General features: G+C 71.6%; 15 protein-coding genes and 1 riboswitch. Of the genes, 6 read left to right on the forward strand and 9 right to left on the reverse strand.

The genetic code is table 11. From position 1 onward, the window contains the following. Window positions 1-147 precede the first annotated feature (147 nt). From ABZT02_RS05365 to sepH, 3 genes are all read left to right on the forward strand, one after another. The gene (locus ABZT02_RS05365) at window positions 148-1,386 is read left to right on the forward strand and encodes an MFS transporter (RefSeq protein WP_356014405.1); all 1,239 of its coding nucleotides are present in this window, start codon (window positions 148-150) and stop codon (window positions 1,384-1,386) included. After that, window positions 1,346-2,665 (forward strand): D-arabinono-1,4-lactone oxidase, encoded by a 1,320-nt coding sequence (locus tag ABZT02_RS05370; protein WP_356014407.1) that lies wholly within the window; start codon window positions 1,346-1,348, stop codon window positions 2,663-2,665. Before ABZT02_RS05365 ends, ABZT02_RS05370 begins: the two co-directional genes overlap by 41 nt. A 431-nt stretch (window positions 2,666-3,096) precedes the next feature. Further along, entirely contained in the window at window positions 3,097-4,131 is a 1,035-nt protein-coding gene (gene sepH / locus ABZT02_RS05375; RefSeq protein ID WP_356014409.1) for a septation protein SepH, read from the forward strand. 66 nt (window positions 4,132-4,197) lie between these two features. Here sepH and ABZT02_RS05380 read toward each other — a convergent pair whose 3' ends face one another. Beyond that, entirely contained in the window at window positions 4,198-5,055 is an 858-nt protein-coding gene (locus ABZT02_RS05380) for a sulfurtransferase (RefSeq protein ID WP_356014411.1), read from the reverse strand. Window positions 5,056-5,351: 296 nt separating this feature from the next. Between ABZT02_RS05380 and ABZT02_RS05385 the strand changes: the two genes are divergently transcribed. Continuing rightward, window positions 5,352-6,143 (forward strand): VOC family protein, encoded by a 792-nt coding sequence (locus ABZT02_RS05385; RefSeq protein WP_356014413.1) that lies wholly within the window; start codon window positions 5,352-5,354, stop codon window positions 6,141-6,143. 9 nt (window positions 6,144-6,152) lie between these two features. Here ABZT02_RS05385 and ABZT02_RS05390 read toward each other — a convergent pair whose 3' ends face one another. The 4 genes from ABZT02_RS05390 to ABZT02_RS05405 are packed head-to-tail and all read right to left on the reverse strand — an operon-like array spanning window position 6,153 to window position 11,588. Beyond that, on the reverse strand, window positions 6,153-6,812 hold the full coding sequence (locus tag ABZT02_RS05390) for a thymidine kinase (protein WP_356014415.1): 660 nt from the start codon (window positions 6,810-6,812) through the stop codon (window positions 6,153-6,155). A 49-nt stretch (window positions 6,813-6,861) separates the two neighbouring features. Continuing rightward, window positions 6,862-8,112 (reverse strand): nucleotide pyrophosphatase/phosphodiesterase family protein, encoded by a 1,251-nt coding sequence (locus ABZT02_RS05395; protein WP_356014417.1) that lies wholly within the window; start codon window positions 8,110-8,112, stop codon window positions 6,862-6,864. Further along, window positions 8,112-8,708: a DUF5998 family protein gene (locus tag ABZT02_RS05400; protein ID WP_356014419.1), complete on the reverse strand. Its 597-nt coding sequence runs from the start codon at window positions 8,706-8,708 to the stop codon at window positions 8,112-8,114. Before ABZT02_RS05400 ends, ABZT02_RS05395 begins: the two co-directional genes overlap by 1 nt. A 42-nt stretch (window positions 8,709-8,750) precedes the next feature. Next, entirely contained in the window at window positions 8,751-11,588 is a 2,838-nt protein-coding gene (locus ABZT02_RS05405; RefSeq protein WP_356014422.1) for a GNAT family N-acetyltransferase, read from the reverse strand. A gap of 196 nt (window positions 11,589-11,784) precedes the next feature. Between ABZT02_RS05405 and ABZT02_RS05410 the strand changes: the two genes are divergently transcribed. After that, window positions 11,785-12,066, forward strand: coding sequence for an HPr family phosphocarrier protein (locus ABZT02_RS05410; RefSeq protein ID WP_007385204.1), 282 nt, complete (start codon window positions 11,785-11,787; stop codon window positions 12,064-12,066). Window positions 12,067-12,193: 127 nt separating this feature from the next. Here ABZT02_RS05410 and ABZT02_RS05415 read toward each other — a convergent pair whose 3' ends face one another. From ABZT02_RS05415 to ABZT02_RS05430, 4 genes are all read right to left on the reverse strand, one after another. Further along, window positions 12,194-12,889 carry a GntR family transcriptional regulator gene (locus ABZT02_RS05415; RefSeq protein ID WP_356014425.1) on the reverse strand — a complete coding sequence of 232 codons (696 nt, stop codon included), beginning with the start codon at window positions 12,887-12,889 and terminating at the stop codon, window positions 12,194-12,196. 189 nt (window positions 12,890-13,078) lie between these two features. Beyond that, window positions 13,079-13,831 (reverse strand): M23 family metallopeptidase, encoded by a 753-nt coding sequence (locus tag ABZT02_RS05420; protein ID WP_356014428.1) that lies wholly within the window; start codon window positions 13,829-13,831, stop codon window positions 13,079-13,081. Window positions 13,832-13,844: 13 nt separating this feature from the next. Then, window positions 13,845-14,009, reverse strand: a riboswitch (cyclic di-AMP (ydaO/yuaA leader). A 211-nt stretch (window positions 14,010-14,220) separates the two neighbouring features. Next, the gene (locus tag ABZT02_RS05425; protein ID WP_356014430.1) at window positions 14,221-15,609 is read right to left on the reverse strand and encodes a pitrilysin family protein; all 1,389 of its coding nucleotides are present in this window, start codon (window positions 15,607-15,609) and stop codon (window positions 14,221-14,223) included. Next, entirely contained in the window at window positions 15,606-17,000 is a 1,395-nt protein-coding gene (locus ABZT02_RS05430; RefSeq protein ID WP_356014605.1) for a pitrilysin family protein, read from the reverse strand. Before ABZT02_RS05430 ends, ABZT02_RS05425 begins: the two co-directional genes overlap by 4 nt. A 351-nt stretch (window positions 17,001-17,351) precedes the next feature. Here ABZT02_RS05430 and ABZT02_RS05435 point away from each other — a divergent pair, with 351 nt between their 5' ends. Then, window positions 17,352-19,805: a DNA topoisomerase IV subunit A gene (locus ABZT02_RS05435; RefSeq protein ID WP_356014432.1), complete on the forward strand. Its 2,454-nt coding sequence runs from the start codon at window positions 17,352-17,354 to the stop codon at window positions 19,803-19,805. Window position 19,806: the final 1 nt, after the last annotated feature.

Genomic DNA, 19,806 nt, shown 5'->3' on the forward strand with positions numbered 1-19,806 from the left:
CTGACAGCCGGGAAACGGCGGGGTGACCACCCGGGTTCCCGGCCGTCCCGCCGGGTGCGTCGGGGTCCCTCACACGTAAGCTGTATGAGGCGTATTCGCGCCTTACCGTCACACGAGCCGCCGCTCACCGGCCGACCGGAGACCCCTGTGCCCAGCCCATACCGCGCCCTGTTCGCCGCTCCCGGCTCCAAGGGTTTCTCCGCCGCGGGCTTCGTCGGCCGGATGCCGCTGTCGATGATGGGCATCGGCGTGGTCACGATGATCTCCCAGCTCACCGGCAGGTACGGCCTCGCGGGCTCGCTGTCGGCCACCATCGCGCTGGCCGCCGCGGCGATCGGCCCGCAGGTCTCCCGGCTGGTGGACCTGCACGGCCAGCGGCGGGTGCTGCGCCCGGCGACGCTGTTCGCGCTGGTGGCGTCCGCCGGGATGCTGCTCGCCGCGCACTTCGGCTGGCCTGACTGGGTGCTGTTCGTGTGCGCGGTCGGCATCGGCTCGGTGCCGAGCCTCGGCGCGATGATCCGCGCGCGGTGGGCGGCCCTGTACCGGGACACCCCGCAGCTGCACACCGCGTACTCCTTCGAGTCGGTGATCGACGAGGTCTGCTTCATCTTCGGGCCGATCATCTCCATCGGGCTGTCCACGGCCTGGTTCCCGGAGGCGGGTCCGCTGCTCGCCGCCTGCTTCCTGGCGGTCGGCGTCTTCTGGCTGACCGCGCAGCGGGCCACCGAGCCGGCCCCGCACCCGCGCGAGCAGGACGGCGGCCGTACGGCACTGCGTGCGCCGGGCCTGCAGGTCCTGGTGGCCACCTTCGTGGCGACCGGGGCGATCTTCGGGGCGGTGGACGTGGTCACCGTCGCCTTCGCCGACGAGCAGGGCCACAAGGCCGCCGCGAGCCTCGTGCTCGCCCTCTACGCGGCGGGGTCCTGCGTCGCGGGCCTCGTGTTCGGGCTTTTGCACTTCAAGGGAAGGCCCGAACCTCGCTGGCTGCTGGGCATATGCGCGATGGCCGTGAGTATGATCCCCCTCCTACTGGTCGGGAACTTGCCGTTTCTGGCCGTGGCGCTGTTCGTAGCGGGCCTGTCCATCGCTCCCACGATGATCACGACGATGTCCCTGATCGAGCAGCACGTACCACGCGCGCAACTGACCGAGGGCATGACCTGGATCAGTACCGGGCTCGCGGTCGGGGTCGCGCTCGGCTCCTCCGTGGCCGGCTGGGTGATCGACGCGGCCGGTGCGCGCGCCGGGTACGGGGTTCCGGCGGTGGCCGGTGCCGTCGCGGTCGCGGTCGGTTTCCTGGGGTACCGCCGGCTCAAGAGGCCGGCTCCACGTCGGGGAGGCAGCGTTGAGCACGGCAGCGAGCGCGAAGAACGGCACGTGGCGTAACTGGGGCGGCAATGTTTCCGCGCGCCCCGCGCGGGAGGTCACGCCCGCCTCGGTCGACGAGCTCGTGGCTGCCGTGCGCAAGGCCGCCGAGGACGGTCTCAAGGTGAAGGCCGTCGGCACCGGGCACTCCTTCACGTCGATCGCCGCGACCGACGGTGTGTTGATCCGCCCTCAACTGTTGACCGGCATCCGCAACATCGACCGGGACGCCATGACCGTCACGGTGGAGGCCGGCACGCCGCTCAAGAGGCTCAACATGGCGCTCGCGCGTGAGGGCCTGTCGCTCACCAACATGGGCGACATCATGGAGCAGACGGTCTCCGGAGCCACCAGTACCGGAACCCACGGAACGGGCCGCGAGTCGGCTTCGATCGCCGCCCAGATCAAGGGCCTTGAGCTGGTCACGGCCGACGGCTCGGTGCTCTCCTGCTCCGAGAAGGAGAACCCCGAGGTCTTCGCGGCCGCCCGCATAGGACTGGGCGCGCTCGGCATCGTCACCGCGATCACCTTCGCCGTCGAGCCGATCTTCCTGCTCACGGCCCGCGAGGAGCCCATGAGCTTCGACAAGGTCACCAGCGCGTTCGACGAACTCTGGGCCGAGAACGAACACTTCGAGTTCTACTGGTTCCCGCACACCGGCAGCACCAACACCAAGCGCAACAACCGCAGCGCCGGCCCGGAGAAGCCGGTGCCGCAGCTCCAGGGCTGGTTCGAGGACGAGTTCCTCTCCAACGGCGTCTTCCAGGTGGCCCAGTGGGTCGGCCGCGCTGCGCCGGGCACGATCCCCTCGATCGCCCGGATCTCCAGCAAGGCGCTGTCCGCGCGGACCTACACGGACATCCCCTACAAGGTCTTCACCTCGCCGCGCCGGGTGCGGTTCGTGGAGATGGAGTACGCCGTCCCGCGCGAGGCGGTCGTCGAGACGCTGCGGGAACTGAGGACGGCGGTCGAGCGTTCCGGGCTGAAGGTCAGCTTCCCCGTGGAGGTGCGCACCGCGCCCGCCGACGACATCACCCTGTCCACCGCCTCGGGCCGCGACAGCGCGTACATCGCCGTCCACATGGTCAGGGGGACGCCGTACCAGGCGTACTTCACGGCCGCGGAGCGGATTTTCACGGCGCACGAGGGGCGCCCGCACTGGGGCAAGGTGCACACGCGCGACGCCGAGTACTTCGACGGCGTCTACCCGCGCTTCGGCGAGTTCACCGCGCTCCGGGACCGCCTCGATCCCGACCGGCGGTTCCAGAACGACTACTTGCGGCGGGTGTTGGGGGCATAACTGGACGGTCACCGGACATACGCACGAAGCCAATAGCTCCGTTTCTGGTGATTCCGTGAACTGCACTACGTCCAAGATCCCCAAAACCGCTCAACGAACGGCCGGACAGCGTTTCTTGAACGAAGTTGAGTGGCGCGCCAATCCACGCACGTGGCCCAAATGGAGTACTGTTGCGAGCCCTGGGTCCGGTCTCCCGCCAGGGCGTCCGTGGCCTTCAAGGGCGGCCGGGAGGGGGATAGTTGCACAGGGTGACGGACTTGGTCACTTAGCGTTGCGAATAGGTAACCGTGCCATAACGGCGATCCAGGGCCCGTGCCCGACACGCCGGGCAACTCGGCAAGGTTGTGGCAGGCTGCACCCGGGCAGGCCACACTCGACTAGCGGAAGCAGCGACGCACGTGACGTCGGCAGGCACCACCCGGGAGGTTCCCATGCCCGAACTGCGTGTCGTGGCCGTCTCCAATGACGGCACACGGCTGGTGCTGAAGGCTGCCGACTCAACGGAGTACACGCTTCCGATCGACGAGCGGCTGCGCGCAGCTGTGCGCGGCGACCGTCCGCGCCTCGGTCAGATCGAGATCGAGGTCGAAAGCCATCTCCGTCCCCGCGACATCCAGGCGCGTATACGCGCGGGTGCCACCGCGGAAGAGGTAGCCCAGCTCGCAGGTATCCCCGTAGACCGAGTACGGCGCTTCGAGGGCCCTGTGCTCGCCGAGCGCGCCTTCATGGCCGAACGGGCCCGCAAGACTCCCGTCCGCCGGCCCGGCGAGAACGCCGGACCGCAGCTCGGTGAGGCCGTGCAGGAGCGGCTGTTGCTGCGCGGTGCCGAGAAGGACACCGTCCAGTGGGACTCGTGGCGTCGTGACGACGGCACGTGGGAGGTCCTGCTGGTCTACTGCGTCGCGGGCGAACCGCACTCGGCGAGCTGGACCTACGACCCGCCCCGGCGGCTCGTCCAGGCCGTCGACGAGGAGGCTCGCTCGCTGATCGGCGAGTCCGAGGACCTCGGCGCGCCGGAGCCCAGCTTTCCGTTCGTGCCGCGTATCGCGCGGCTGCCGCGCGACCGGCCGCTGGACCGCGCCCTGGACCGGCCGAGCCTGCCCCCGGCCGAGCCCGTCGAGGAGGCCGTGGGTGAACGGGACTCGCTGACCAGCCTGTTGGAGGCCGTACCGAGTTTCCGGGGCGACATGGTCGTACCGGAGCGGCCGTCCGAGACGGCGATCGTCGAGGAGCCTGCCGCCCTTGAGGAGGAGCCCGAGGTGGAGGAGCCGCCGGCTCCCGCGGCCTCGGCCGGATCCGCCTACGCGGACGTCCTCATGCCGCGTTCGGTGGCCAGTCATCGTGACCGCCTCATCGGCGCGACCGACCGCCAGGCCGAGGCCGACGGTGTCCGCCCGGGCCGCAGAGCGGCGGTCCCGAGCTGGGACGAGATCGTGTTCGGCACACGGCGGAAGAAGCAGGAGTAGTCAGTCGTATGAGGATCAGGGCCGCGCTCGTCGAGCGCGGCCCTGTCCCGTTGTACGGCTTTCGAGTTACTGCGGGTCCGGGCCCACGGCGACCGGTCGCTCCGGGTCCGAGGACCACTCCGACCAGGAACCGACGTACAGCGCGGCCGGGATGCCCGCGACCGCCAGGGCCAGGACCTCGTGGGCGCCGGAGACGCCGGAGCCGCAGTAGACGCCGACCTCGGTGTCGTCGGTGGCGCCGAGGGCCTTGAAGCGGGCGTTCAGCTCCTCAGCGGGCAGGAAGCGGCCGTCCGGGCCGACGTTGTCCGTGGTGGGCGCGGAGCGGGCGCCCGGGATGTGGCCGCCGACGCGGTCGATCGGCTCCACTTCACCGCGGTACCGCTCCCCCGCGCGCGCGTCCAGCAGCACGCCCGCGCGGGCCAGCGCGGCGGCCGCGTCGGCGTCGAGCAGACCGGCCGCCGCGGGCACCGGCTCGAAGTCGCCCTCGGCGAGGGCCGACCCCGGCAGGGAGGACTGCAGCGGCCCCTGCCAGGACGTCAACCCGCCGTCGAGGACTCGCACGTTCGGGTGACCTGTCCAGCGCAGCAGCCACCACGCGCGAGCGGCCGCCCAGCCCTGTCCGCCGTCGTACACGACCACCGGCCGCGCCGCGGAGACACCCGCCCGGCGCATCGCGGCGCCGAACTCCGCGAGGTCGGGCAGCGGGTGCCGCCCGCCGGTCCCGGCCGGGCCGGCCAACTCCCGGTCCAGGTCGACGTAGACCGCGCCCGGGATGTGCCCGGCCGCGTACTCGGCCCGGCCGTCGAAGGGCTGCTGACCGGCCGCCTTGGCCACGCTCAACTGCCAGCGGACGTCGAGCAGGACGGGCGGGTTCGGGCCCGTCAGGTCGCTCGCGAGTTCGGATGCGGAGATGATGGCGTTCATGGCCACCATCCTCGCGCACGGGGTGGCCGCGTCGTCCGTGTCCAGCTACTCTGCTCCGCCGGACAGGCCCGGTCACGAGGCGTACGGGAACGGGCACATGCTGTACAGCCGATCGACATCCGTAGGCCCTCGCGTGGCAACGGTCAGCAGCCGCGCGACAGGCGCCCTCCCGGCACGGGAGGACGCGCGGCGGCGCGCCCGGAGCGCACGGCGCCGCGGCTGGTGCGAGCATCGGCACGGAGGTCCGGACAGCGGACACGACACGGCCACCGCGAGGGGCCGAGGAGAGAGTGACGATGACCGAGGCAAGGGGGGCGGCCGCCCCGCCCGCTCGGCACACGCCCGGTACGCCGTGCTGGGTGAGTCTGATGGTGCACGGGATGGCGGCGACCCAGGAGTTCTACGGCTCGCTGTTCGGGTGGGAGTTCGTGCCGGGCCCGCGGCAGCTCGGGCCCTATGTCCGGGCCCTGCTGGACGGCCAGGAGGTCGCCGGGATCGGCCAGCTGCCGCCGGACCGCCATCTTCCGGTCGCGTGGACGCCCTACCTCGCCACGGAGGACATCGACCTGACGGCCGAGTCGGTACGGCTGTGCGGCGGCACGGTGGGAGTGGGTCCGCTGGACGCCGGAGACGCCGGTCGACTGGTGATCGGCTCGGACCCGTCCGGCGCGGTCTTCGGCGTGTGGCAGGCGGCGGCGCACCTGGGCACCTCTGTCGCGGGCGTACCGGGCACTCCCGCCTGGCACGAGCTGCTCACCTTCGAGACGGTGGGCGTCGCCAAGTTCTACGAGACGGTGTTCGGTCACGAGGGGGAGCCGGTGGTCTCCGCCGACTTCGACTACGTCACGCTGCACGCCGGGGGCCGCCCCGTGGCCGGCCTCCACGGGGTCGGGCACGCCCTCCCCCGCGACCGGGGGCCGCACTGGATGACGTACTTCGAGGTGGCCGACGCGACCGCCGCCACCCGCCTCCTCACCGACCTGGGCGGCCATGTGCTGCGCCCGCCGCACGACGGCCCGCACGGCCGCGTGGCCACGGTGGCGGATCCGGAGGGGGCGCGGTTCTCGCTGATCGAGAACCCGCACTGAGGCTCTCGGTCAGACGTGCGCCCCGGTCTGCTCGACCGGCAGGACGTCCGGGGAGAGCGCGGCCGCGCGGGCCGTACCCGCGGTCATCCGGCGGCGGTGGTGCCGACGGCACAGGACCTCGTAGCCGACGTCGTCGGCCTGGTTGACGTCGCCGACGACCACCTGGGCACCCTCGACGACCATCTCGCCGTTGACCGTACGGGCGTTGTGCGTGGCCCGGGCGCCGCACCAGCACAGGGCCTCGACCTGGAGGACCTCGACCCGGTCGGCCAGTTCCACCAGGCGCTGGGAGCCGGGGAACAGCTTGGAGCGGAAGTCGGTGGTGATGCCGAAGGCGTAGACGTCGAGGTCCAGGTCGTCGACCACACGGGCGAGTTGGTCGATCTGCTCCGGCACGAGGAACTGCGCCTCGTCCGCGATCACGTAGTCCGCGCGGCCGCCGCGGGAGAGGTGGTCGACGAGGTAGGCGTACAGGTCCTGGCCGTCCTCGACCTCGACCGCGTCCGTGACCAGACCGAGCCGCGAGGACAGCTTGCCCTCTCCGGCCCGGTCGTCCCGGGTGAAGATCATGCCCGTCAGGCCACGCGCCGAACGGTTGTGCTCGATCTGGAGAGCCAGCGTGGACTTCCCGCAGTCCATGGTTCCGGAGAAGAACACCAGCTCGGGCATGGGAGGTCGAGCACCTTTCGGTTCTGTGGGAGAGGGGGCCGGGTCGGCCTCAGGAGCGTACTTCGAGCAGCGGGACCAGTTGCTCGGCGGGGGTCATCGAACCGTGGTTGCCGACCATCGCCGACTCCTTCGGCTCCCGCTCGGACGCGATGAGGAGTACGTCGTCGCGGGCGGCGGCGATCACGTCGCCGAGCCGGTCGTACACCCGCTCGTCGAAGTGGTCCGGCGGCCCGAACCAGCCCGCCGCGATGGCCTCGTCCCGGGAGGCGACCCAGAACTGCTCACCGAGGACCTCACGCCAGCAGGTCAGCACGTCACCCGCGGCGCCGGGCACCGCGTAGACATGACGGGCCCGGCCCTCGCCGCCCAGCAGGGCGACTCCGGCGCGCAGTTCCCAGTCCTCGTCGAAGTCGATGCGGTGCTGCTCGTCGAAGGGGATGTCGACCATGCCGTGGTCGGCGGTGACGTACAGCGCGCTGTTCGGCGGCAGTTGCTCGGCGAGGCGCTGGACCAGGCGGTCGACGTACATCAGCTGGCCGCGCCAGGTGTCGGAGTCGACGCCGAAGCGGTGTCCCGCGCCGTCGACCTCGGCGTAGTACGTGTAGACCAACGAGCGGTCAGCTGCGGCGAGTTCCTCGGCCGCCAGGTCCATGCGGTCCTCGCCGGACAGCCGTCCGTGGAACGTTCCGCCGCTGAGCGCGACCTTGGTCAGCGGGGTGTTCTGGAAGGTGGGTGAGGAGACCTGGGCCGCGTGCACCCCGGCCCGGTCGGCGAGCTGGAAGACGGTGGGATACGGCTGCCAGGCCTGCGGCTTGGTCCACGGCTGCCAGCGCAGCTGGTTCATCAGCTCGCCGGTGGCCGGGTTGCGCACGGTGTAGCCGGGCAGGCCGTGGGCGCCGGGCGGCCGGCCGGTGCCGACGGAGGCGAGGGAGGTCGCGGTGGTCGCCGGGTAGCCGGTGGTCAGGGGGCGGCCGGTGCCGCCGCGCGAGCTGGCCAGCAGGGAGGTCATGAAGGGCGCCTCGTCCGGGTGCGCCTTCAGCTGCTCCCAGCCGAGGCCGTCGATCAGGAACACGCAGTTCCGGTCGGCGGGCGTGAGCTCCTGGATCGCGGCGGTCGTGCCCGGTACGGCCATGCCGGCGGCCAGGGTGGGCAGCAGGTCGGCGAGGGAGCCGGTGCCGTACTCGGGGACGGGCGCGGTGTCGAGGGCCAGGGGTTCCGGGTGGTCCCAGGCGGCGGAGTCAGGAGGGGTGGACGTGGAGCGTCCTCGATCATGGGCGGCGGGGGGAGACGGGTGGGTCATCAGCGGGTGACGTCCGCGGTCGCCTCGGAGATGGCCTGGGCGAAGGCGAGCGCCTGGCGCACGGTGTCCGGGCCGTCCCCCGCCTCACTGACGCGCAGGCTGAGGTCGTCCGCCGTGGAGCTGCCGGTGTAGCCGTGGTCCGCCTCGCAGTTGGGGTCGCCGCAGGCGGCGGGCTCCAGGTCGATGCGGGAGACGGCGCCCCAGCCGATGGTCAGCACGACCTCGCGCGGCAGGGTGCCCGGCTGGTACGACTCCGGGTTGGCGACCACACGGCTGACCACGACCGACGAGATCCGGCCGATCTTCACGGACTCCGTGGACGTCGTGGCGTACGGCGTCGGGGAGGTGGTGTCCGCGTTCTGCTCGTCGGTGTGGCTGACGATGAAGCGGTTGCCGGTGAGGACGAGCACGGTCACGTGCCGTCGCACCTCGTTCTGGTCGAACGTCGTCTCCTGGTGGACCAGGTACGACCGGATGGGCTCGCCGCCCAGCGCGGCCTCCACCGCCTCGGCCACGAGGGCCGGGTAGTAGCCGCTGCGCTCGATCGCCGCACGCAGCCCCTGGGTCGTCGTACTGGTCTTGGCCATGACGTCCATCCTACGGTGGACCACTGACTGCGAGGCACCGCTCGCCCCCGCTCAGTACGCGGGAAGTGTCCGCGGGCCGAGGTCGTCGCGGGCGGGCGGCGGCGCGAGCCGTACGGAGGCGCCGAGGACGCTCAGGCCGCGCGGGGCGACGACCACCGGCTCCAGGGTGACCGCGACGACCTCGGGGTGGTCGTCGACCAGCCGGGACACCCGCAGCAGGAGTTCCTCCAGTGCGGGGGTGTCGACCGGGGTGGAACCGCGCCAGCCGAAGAGAAGTGGTGCGGTCCGGATCGCGCGGACCAGGCTCGTCGCCTCCCGGTCGGTGACCGGAATCAGCCGGTGCGCGGTGTCCCCGAGCAGCTGCGAGGCCGCCCCGGCGAGCCCGAAGGACAGCACGGCACCGGCGGCGGGGTCGATGACGGCCCGGATCACGGTGTCCACCCCGCGCGGCGCCATCCCCTGCACCACGGGCCGCAGTTCGTCGGGTGTGCCGAACAGCTCGGTCAGCTCCGAGTAGGCCCGCCGCAGCTGCTCCTCGTCCGCGAGATCGAGGCGTACGCCGCCGAGGTCGGCGCGGTGGCGCAGGTGCGGGGCGGTGGCCTTGAGGGCGACCGGGTAGCCGAGGGTGGCGGCAGCCTGGACGGCGGCGTCGGCGGTGGCGGCGGGCAGGGCGCGGTGGGCGTGGATGCCGTACGTGGCGAGCAGCTCGCAGGTCTCCTCGGTGCCGAGGGTGAGGCCCTGCCCGCGCGTGAGAAGGCCGTCGATCAGGGCGGCGGCGCGCTTCTGGTCGATGTTGTCGTACTCGGGCACCTTGCCGGACTCGGCGGCCTCCCGGCGCCACTGGGCGTACTGCACGACATCGGCCAGGGCCCGCACCGCGCGCTCGGCGGCGGGGTAGGCGGGGATCAGGCGGTCGCTGTTTCCGGGGGCGGGCGCTTCCGCGGGGCCCGGCGCGGCGCGCAGCCGGTCCAGAGCGCGGAACGGGTGGTCGGCGCGGATCTTCGGCGGGCCCGCGGCGGCCTGGGGCGCGGTGCTGGTCGCCGCTGACAGGGCCTCCGCGAGGCCGCCGAGCTCGACATGGACCACGAGGACCGGCTTCCCGGGGACCTGCTCCGCCGCGGACCTGAGCGCCTCGGCGAGGGCGGCGTCTCCGGCGGATCCCTCGCCGACGGCCGGGATGGCCGTCACGATCACCGCGTCGTACGAGTCGTCGGCCAACGCGCGCGCGAGGGCCGCGTGGAAGTCCTCCGGAGCGGCCGCGGTGGTCAGGTCCAGGGGGCTCGACGGCTGGAGACCCTCGGCCACGCACGCGTCGTAGGTGAGCAGGCCGAGCGACTCGGAATTGCCGAGGATCGCCACCTTGGGTCCGTTGGGCAGCGGCTGGCGGGCCAGCAGGAGGCCGGTGTCCACGAGTTCGGTGATGGTGTCCACGCGGATCACCCCGGCCTGCCGGAGCAGCGCGGACACCGTCGCGTGCGGCAGGCGCGTGGCGCGGACGGCGTGGCCCTGCGGGGCGGTGCCCGAGCCCTGCACGACGACCAGGGGCTTCGCCGCCGCCGTACGCCGGGCGAGGCGGGTGAACTTGCGGGGGTTGCCGATGGACTCCAGGTACATGAGGACGACGTCGGTGTCCGGGTCGTCGTACCAGTACTGAAGGACGTCGTTGCCGGAGACGTCCGCGCGGTTGCCGGAGGAGACGAAGGTGGAGACACCGGTCACGCCGGTGACCCCGGCGCCGCGCCGGTGCAGCCGGGAGAGCAGGGCGATGCCGATGGCACCGGACTGGGCGAACAGACCGATGCGTCCGGGGCGGGGGGTCTCCGGGGCCAGTGAGGCGTTCAGGCGGATGGACGGGGAGGTGTTGATGACCCCGAAGGCGTTCGGGCCGATGATCCGCATGCCGTACGCGCGTGCGTGCCGCACGAGTTGACGCTGGCGCTCGCGTCCTTCGGGGCCGCTCTCGGCGTACCCGGCGGAGAGCACGACGAGCCCCTGCACACCATGGGCACCGCACTCGGCGACGATCTCGGGGACGTGCTCGGCCGGTACGGCGACGACCGCGAGGTCGACGGGGCCGTCGATGTCCCGCACCGAGCGGTGCGCGGGGATCCCGTCGAGCTCCTTCTGCTCCTCGGGGAACGCCTTGTTCACGGCGTACAGGCGGCCGTTGAAGCCGTAGTCCCGGATGTTGCCGAGCACGCTGCGCCCCACACCGCCGGGGCTGCGGCCGACCCCTACGACGGCGACGGAGCCGGGGGTGAGCAGCCGCTGCACGGACCGCGACTCGGCGCGCTGTTCGCGCGCGTACTGCACGGCGAGCGAGCGGTCGGTCGGCTCCAGGTCGAACTCCAGGCGTACGACGCCGTCCTCGAAGCTGCGCTTCTGGGTGTAGCCGGCGTCGGTGAACACCTTGATCATCTTGACGTTGGCGGGCAGCACCTCGGCGGCGAAGCGCCGGATGCCGCGCTCGCGGGCGACGGCCCCGATGTGTTCGAGGAGGGCGGAGGCCACGCCACGTCCCTGGTGGGCGTCCTGCACGAGGAAGGCGACCTCGGCCTCGTCGGCGGGGGCGGAGGCGGGCATGCCGTCGGCGCCGATGCGGTCGTAGCGTACGGTGGCGATGAACTCGCCGCCGATCGTGGCGGCGAGTCCCACCCGGTCCACAAAGTCGTGGTGCGTGAAGCGGTGGACGTCCTTGGCGGACAGGCGTGGGTAGGGCGCGAAGAAGCGGTAGTACTTCGACTCGTCCGAGACCTGCTCGTAGAAGCTGACCAGGCGATCGGCGTCGTCGACGGTGATGGGCCTGATGCGCGCGGTGCCGCCGTCGCGCAGCACCACGTCGGCCTCCCAGTGGGCGGGGTACTCGTGCCGGTCCGACGCGCTCTGCATGGGCCCCAGAGTACGGCTCGCGTGTGACAACGGCGCGAGGCAGTCTGTGGAGAACGCGCGAGAACGCACAGGGACGGAAGTCGGGCCGAGGCCGCGGTCCGACGAGTCCCCCGGGCGGGACTTCGGTCCCCTCCGGAGACACTTCACGTGTGGGAAACTGGTCTAGACAACCCTCAGAACCGAAGGGCAGCATCACATGGCTGAGCGCCGCGTCAACGTCGGCTGGGCCGAGGGCCTCCACGCCCGCCCCGCTTCCATCTTCGTCCGGGCCGCCACGGCCGCAGGTATCCCGGTGACGATCGCCAAGGCCGACGGCAACCCCGTCAACGCGGCCTCCATGCTGGCCGTTCTCGGCCTGGGCGCGCAGGGCGGCGAGGAGATCGTCCTCGCCTCCGACGCCGAGGGCGCGGACGCGGCCCTCGACCGGCTCGCCAAGCTGGTCGCCGAGGGACTCGAGGAGCTTCCCGAGACCGTCTGAACAAAGGTGCCTTGAAAAGCACCGAGGGGCTCGTCCGAATTATCGGGCGGGCCCTTCGCATTTCCCTTTTACGGGCAGCAGAAATAGCGCCCTTCGAATTACTCCCTCTTTGTATACGGCGCCCGTGTTAATGCCGCGCACCCGTCACGTTTACAGGATGTTGCGAGGTCCTCACACGGTCGGCGCGATCCTGTCCGGGGACGAACCGCAGCCGGTGCGCCGCGCCCGAGCGCTCGGTGTGCAGCGCCGTGATCGCCCGTGCGCGCTCGCCGTCCCCGCGCGCCACCGCGTCCACGATCGCGCCGTGCTCGGCCCAGGACTCCACGGGGTCGGCGGGCGCGTCCACGACATACATCCAGGCGATCTTGTGCCGCAGCTGGGTCAGCATCGAGGTCAGCGCGGGGCTGCCGGAGGCCTGGGCGAGCGTCTCGTGGAACCAGCCCCCCAAGGAGCGCAGATCGTCGCTGTTACCCCGCCTGGCCCGCTCCTGGCCCAGCCTGACCAGGCCACGCAGCACCTTCAGATGGGCCTCGGTGCGCCGCTGGGCGGCCCGGGAGGCACCGAGCGGTTCCAGGAGCATGCGCATCTCCAGGAGGTCGGCGCCCTCCTGCTCGGTCGGTTCGGCCACGCACGCGCCCGCGTGCCGCCGCGTCACCACGAAGCCCTCGGCCTCCAGTGTGCGCAGGGCCTCACGGACGGGGACGCGGGAGACTCCGTAGCGGCGGGCGAGCAGTTCCTCGGTGAGCCGGCTCCCGCGCTCGTGGACACCGGCGACGATGTCGTCCCGGATCGCCGTGCATACCGAGTGCGCCGGAATACGCATGTCCGACCTCCGTCTTAATCCCCGCGAAACGTCGCCGATTGACGTGTGTTCAGTGACTCTATTGCAATGAGCGGGAATTTCCGACGGCGGACGGGAATCCGGGGATATTTTTTGGACAACGGGGTGCCGGAAACGACGAAACCCCGGCTCGGGGGAGCCGGGGCCTCGCAGAGATCGTGCGGTGGGTCGTCAGACGTTGACGCCGTGCGAGCGCAGGTAGGCGACCGGGTCGATGTCCGAGCCGTACTCGGGGCTGGTGCGCGCCTCGAAGTGCAGGTGCGGCCCGGTGACGTTGCCGGTCGCGCCGGACAGCCCGATCTGCTGGCCGGGCGTGACCGACTGGCCCACCGAGACGCCGATGGACGACAGGTGGCCGTACTGGGTGTACGTGCCGTCGGCCATCCTGATCACGAGGTTGTTGCCGTACGACCCGCCCCAGCCGGCCTCGACGACGGTGCCGCGCCCGACCGCGTGCACGGAGGTGCCACTGGCGGCGTGGAAGTCGACACCGGTGTGGCTGCCGGACGACCACAGGGAGCCGCCGCTCTTGTAGCCGGTGGAGATGTAGGAGCCGGAGATCGGGGCGACGAAGGCGTTGAGACGCTTGCGCTCGGCCTCACGGGCGGCGCGCTCCTTGGCCTCGCGTATCTCCTTGGCGCGCGCCTCGGCCTTGCGCTTGGCCTCCGCCGCCGCCTTCTTCTGCGCGGCGGCCTGCGCCTGGGCCTCGGCCTGGGCGTCGAGCTGGTCCGCGAGGGAGTCGCCGACGGTGACGACGGGCATGAGACCGGTCTGCTCGACGGAGTTGTCGGCGGCGAGCGCCGGGGCGGCGAGGGTGCCGATGACGCCGGTGGTGGCGAGGGCCGCGACGCCTGCGGCGCGGGCGGTGGTGCGCTTCATGCGGCTGGGACGACGGTGCTTCCCGGTGGCGCAGGTGAACGCCATGTGGTGGGTGGTCCTTTCCTTCCTTCTCGCCTACCGGGTTAGCTGACGGGTTCGGAGCAGGAAGGTCTCCTACGGACCCCCTCGCGGTGCGCGGGCGTCCGATTCACCCCAGGGACTCGTGGTGTGGGTCCCCGGCTCCCCTGGCTCGCGCCATGCGGGGACTCGGCGATGACTGTCCGGTGCCGCGGGCGCGGCGCAGTGCCTGACGGACAGCCCAGAGGACGCTAAGCGGGGCCACTTTCAATCCCCAAACCGATCAGGGCTTTTGTAGCGCATCCCACAGGGCAGACAGGCAACCTCCTGCCCAATTCGGACATCTAAGAGACCCGGGTGTCGAAGGGGCCCTGGTGACACCCGCGTCACCAGGGCCCCTTCGGGACAGGATCCCTCTACTCGGCCGTCACGACCTTGACTTCGCCGATACCGAGGGCCTCGACGGGCTCCTTGATGGCGGCCGCGTCGCCGACCAGGATCGTCACGAGCCGGTCCACCGGGAAGGCGTTCACGACGGCGGCGGTGGCCTCGACGGTGCCGGTCGTGGCGAGCTGCTGGTACAGCGTCGCCTGGTAGTCGTCGGGCAGGTGCTGCTCGACCTGGTCGGCCAGCGTGCTCGCGACGGCCGCCGCGGTCTCGTACTTGAGCGGTGCCACACCGACGAGGTTCTGTACGGCGACGTCCCGTTCGGCGTCGGTGAGGCCGCCCTCGGCGAGCGTGCGCAGCACCTTCCACAGATCGTCCAGCGCGGGACCGGTGTTCGGGGTGTCGACCGAACCGCTGATGGCGAGCATCGCGGCGCCCGAGCCGTCCGGCGCGGACCTGAGGACCTGCCCGAACGACCGTACGCCGTAGGTGTAGCCCTTCTCCTCGCGCAGGACGCGGTCCAGGCGGGAGGTGAGGGTGCCGCCGAGGCAGTACGTGCCGAGCACCTGCGCGGGCCACACGCGTGCGTGCCGGTCGGCGCCGACACGGCCGATCAGGAGCTGCGTCTGGACGGCGCCGGGGCGGTCCACGATGACGACCCGGCTGGTGTCGTCGGCGGTCACCGGCGGTACCGGGCGCGGCTGTGCCGTGGAGCCGGTCCAGGAGCCGAGGGTGTCGGCGAGCAGCGCGTCCAGGTCGATGCCGGTGAGGTCGCCGACGACCACGGCGGTCGCGGTGGCGGGCCGCACATGCTTCTCGTAGAAGGCGCGTACGGCCGCGGAGTCGATGTTCTCGACGGTCTCCTCGGTGCCCTGGCGCGGGCGCGACATGCGCGAGTCCGCCGGGAACAGTTCCCGGGAGAGCTCCTTGGCCGCGCGGCGGGAGGGGTTGGCCAGCTCGTGCGGGATCTCGTCGAGGCGGTTGCGGACCAGCCGTTCGACCTCGCTGTCCGCGAACGCGGGCGCCCTGAGCGCGTCGGCCAGCAGACCGAGCGCCTTTGCCAGGCGGGAGGCGGGCACTTCGAGGCTGAGGCGGACGCCCGGGTGGTCGGCGTGCGCGTCGAGCGTGGCGCCGCAGCGCTCCAGCTCGGCGGCGAACTCCTCGGCGGAGTGCTTGTCGGTGCCCTCGGAGAACGCGCGCGCCATGATCGTGGCGACACCGTCCAGACCGGCCGGCTCGGCGTCCAGGGGCGCGTCCAGGAGCACTTCGACGGCCACGACCTGCTGGCCGGGGCGGTGGCAGCGCAGCAGGGTGAGGCCGTTGTCGAGCGTCCCGCGCTCGGGGGCGGGGAAGGCCCAGACCTTGGGCTCGCCCGCCTGCGGCTGCGGGTGGAATTCCATCGCGGCGAGCTCGGTCACTTGGCCGCCTCCTCGTTGTCGTCGCTGGCTTCTACGGTCGCCGCGGCCTGCGGGTCCTCGGCGGCGTCCTCGGCGCTGTCGGCGATCTCCGCCGGTGCGGTGGGCTCGTAGACGAGCACCGCGCGGTTGTCGGGGCGCAGCTTGGCCTTGGCGACCTCCTGCACCTCCTCGGCGCTCACCTCCAGGACCCGCTGTACGGCGGTCAGGGCGAGCTGCGGGTCGCCGAACAGCACGGCGAAACGGCACAGTTCGTCGGCGCGGCCCGCGACGGTGCCGAGCCGGTCCAGCCACTCGCGCTCCAACTGGGCCTGGGCGCGCTCCATTTCCTCGGCCGTGGGGCCCTCCGCGGCGAACCGCGCGAGCTCCTCGTCGATGGCGGTCTCGATGACCGGCACCTCGACGTCACCGGAGGTCTTCACGTCGAGCCAGCCCAGGGAGGGCGCACCGGCCAGGCGCAGCAGGCCGAAGCCGGCCGCGACAGCCGTACGGTCGCGCCGTACGAGCCGGTTGTAGAGGCGGGAGGACTCGCCGCCACCGAGGACGGTGAGGGCGAGGTCGGCCGCGTCGGCCTCGCGGGTGCCGTCGTGCGGCAGCCGGTAGGCGGCCATCAACGCGCGCGCGGGGACCTCCTCCTCGACGACCTCGCGCAGCTGCTCACCGATGATCTCGGGCAGGGAACCGTCGCGGGGCGCGGGCTTGCCGTCGTGCGAGGGGATGGAGCCGAAGTACTGCTCGATCCAGGCGAGCGTCTGCTCCGGGTCGATGTCGCCGACGACCGACAGGACGGCGTTGTTGGGCGCGTAGTACGTCCGGAAGAACGCGCGCGCGTCCTCCAGCGTTGCCGCGTCCAGATCGGCCATCGAGCCGATCGGGGTGTGGTGGTAGGGGTGGCCCTCCGGGTAGGCGAGCGCGGTCAGCTTCTCGAACGCGGTGCCGTAGGGGACGTTGTCGTAGCGCTGCCTGCGCTCGTTCTTGACGACGTCGCGCTGGTTCTCCATCGACTCGTCGTCGAGGGCGGCCAGCAGCGAGCCCATGCGGTCGGCCTCCAGCCAGAGAGCGAGCTCCAGCTGGTGGGTCGGCATGGTCTCGAAGTAGTTGGTGCGCTCGAAGCTGGTGGTGCCGTTGAGCGAGCCGCCCGCACCCTGGACGAGCTCGAAGTGCCCGTTGCCGTGCACCTGCTTCGAGCCCTGGAACATCAAGTGCTCGAAAAGGTGAGCAAGGCCGGTACGTCCCTTGACCTCGTGGCGCGAGCCGACGTCGTACCAGAGGCACACCGCCGCAACCGGGGTCAGGTGGTCCTCGGAGAGCACCACGCGCAGGCCGTTGGCCAGGCGGTGCTCGGTCGCTGTCAGGCCCCCGGTGCCTGCCTGGTCTGTGGCCGTGTGACCCATGGGCATGTACGTCCCTTCGATCGCGGTCGCGGTCGTCGAAACCGCGGTTTTCCTGCCGGTCCTGCCACTGTATGCAAGCGTGCGGACCCTCGGCGAAGTTCCCGGGGCGCGTACGCCCACAGCGGATCGCGTAGCCTGCGGGCAACCGCGAGCGGGGCGCTGTGCGGTCGCCGGGCCGGGTGGCCCGGTGGCCGCCGGGCAGGGCGGCTCAGCCGGGCCCTGGCCCGGACTGTCAGTGCCGCGGTCCACAATGGTCCGCGTCAGATCCCGTTCACGCTTCAGCAAGAGTGAGCCAAAGGGCCGACGTGAGCGACCCGTAGGCGAGCGACCAGAAAAGAGGAGCCGGCAGCGATGGCCCGCCGCAGCACGAAGACCCCGCCGCCCGACGACTCGTACGAGGAGCGGATCCTCGACATCGACGTCGTGGACGAGATGAAGGGCTCGTACCTCGAGTACGCGTACTCGGTCATCTACTCCCGCGCGCTCCCCGACGCCCGCGACGGTCTCAAGCCGGTGCACCGGCGCATCGTCTACCAGATGAACGAGATGGGCCTGCGCCCCGACCGCGGCTATGTGAAGTGCGCCCGCGTGGTCGGCGAGGTCATGGGCAAGCTGCACCCGCACGGCGACGCGTCGATCTACGACGCCCTCGTGCGCATGGCCCAGCCCTTCTCGATGAGCGTGCCGCTGGTCGACGGCCACGGCAACTTCGGCTCGCTGGGCAACGACGACCCGCCGGCCGCCATGCGGTACACCGAGTGCCGCGCGGCCGAGGCCGCGAGCCTGATGACGGAGTCCATCGACGAGGACACGGTCGACTTCGCACCGAACTACGACGGCCAGGAGCAGGAGCCGGGCGCACTGCCCGCCGCCTTCCCCAACCTCCTGGTGAACGGCGCCTCGGGCATCGCGGTCGGCATGGCCACCAACATGGCGCCGCACAACCTCACCGAGGTCATCGCGGCCGCCCGCCACCTGATCCGCTACCCGAACGCGGATCTGGACGCCCTGATGAAGCACATCCCGGGCCCCGACCTGCCCACCGGCGGCCGGATCGTCGGTCTCTCCGGCATCCGGGACGCCTACGAGACGGGCCGCGGCACCTTCAAGATCCGCGCGACGGTGTCGGTGGAGACGGTGACGGCCCGCCGCAAGGGCCTCGTCGTCACCGAGCTGCCCTTCACGGTCGGCCCGGAGAAGGTGATCGCCAAGATCAAGGACCTGGTCGGCTCGAAGAAGCTCCAGGGCATCGCCGACGTCAAGGACCTCACCGACCGCGCGCACGGCCTGCGCCTGGTCATCGAGATCAAGAACGGCTTCGTGCCGGAGGCGGTCCTGGAGCAGCTCTACAAGCTGACGCCGATGGAGGAGTCCTTCGGCGTCAACAACGTGGCGCTGGTGGACGGACAGCCGCTCACGCTGGGCCTCAAGGAACTCCTGGAGGTCTACCTCGACCACCGCTTCGAAGTGGTGCGCCGCCGGAGCGAGTTCCGGCGCACCAAGCGGCGCGACCGGTTGCACCTGGTCGAGGGCCTGCTCACCGCCCTGGTCGACATCGACGAGGTCATCCGCATCATCCGCTCCAGCGACAACTCCGCACAGGCGAAGGAGCGCCTGATCGAGCGCTTCTCGCTGAGCGACATCCAGACGCAGTACATCCTGGACACGCCCCTGCGGCGCCTGACCAGGTTCGACCGCAACGAGCTGGAGTCGGAGCAGGACCGGCTCAACGCGGAGATCGCGGAGCTGACCCGGATCCTGGAGTCGGACGCCGAGCTGCGCAAGCTGGTCTCCGCCGAACTGGCCGCGGTCGCCAAGAAGTACGGCACCGAGCGGCGCACGGTCCTGCTGGAGGCCGGAGCGACGGCCCCGGTGGCCGCCGTGCCCCTCCAGGTGGCGGACGACCCGTGCCGGGTGCTGCTGTCCTCGACGGGGCTGCTGGCCCGTACGGCGAACGGCGAGCCGTTCCCGGAGGAGGCCGGCGGCAAGCGGAACAAGCACGACGTGATCGTCTCCGCGGTGCCGGCCACCGCCCGGGGCGAGATCGGCGCGGTGACCTCCTCGGGCCGCCTGCTGCGGATCAACGTCATCGACCTGCCGCAGCTCCCGGAGTCGGCCGCGAACCTCGCGGGCGGCGCCCCGCTGACGGAGTTCCTCTCCCTGGAGGACGACGAGACGCTGATCTGCCTCACCACGCTGGACGAGTCCTCGCCCGGTCTGGCGCTCGGCACCGAACAGGGCGTCGTCAAGCGCGTGGTCCCCGACTATCCGTCCAACAAGGACGAGTTGGAGGTCATCACGCTCAAGGAGGGTGACCGGATCGTCGGCGCGGTGGAACTGCGCACCGGCGAGGAGGACCTGGTCTTCATCACCGACGACGCCCAGCTCCTGCGCTACCAGGCGGCCCAGGTCCGTCCGCAGGGCCGTCCGGCGGGCGGTATGACGGGCATCAAGCTCACCGAGGGCGCGAAGGTCATCTCCTTCACCGCGGTGGACCCGGCGGTGGACGCGGTCGTCTTCACGGTCGCGGGCTCGCGCGGCACGCTCGACGACTCGGTCCAGACGACGGCCAAGCTGACCCCGTTCGACCAGTACCCGCGCAAGGGCCGCGCCACGGGCGGGGTCCGCTGCCAGCGGTTCCTGAAGGGCGAGGACTGCCTGTCCCTGGCCTGGGCGGGGGCCGTCCCGGCCCGCGCCGCACAGAAGAACGGCACCCCGGTCGACCTCCCGGAGATCGACCCGCGCCGTGACGGCTCGGGCGTGTCGCTGGCGAAGACGGTGTCGGTGGTGGCGGGGCCGGTCTAGG

The sequence above is a fragment of the Streptomyces sp. NPDC005402 genome (genome assembly GCF_040606575.1).
Classification (GTDB): domain Bacteria; phylum Actinomycetota; class Actinomycetes; order Streptomycetales; family Streptomycetaceae; genus Streptomyces.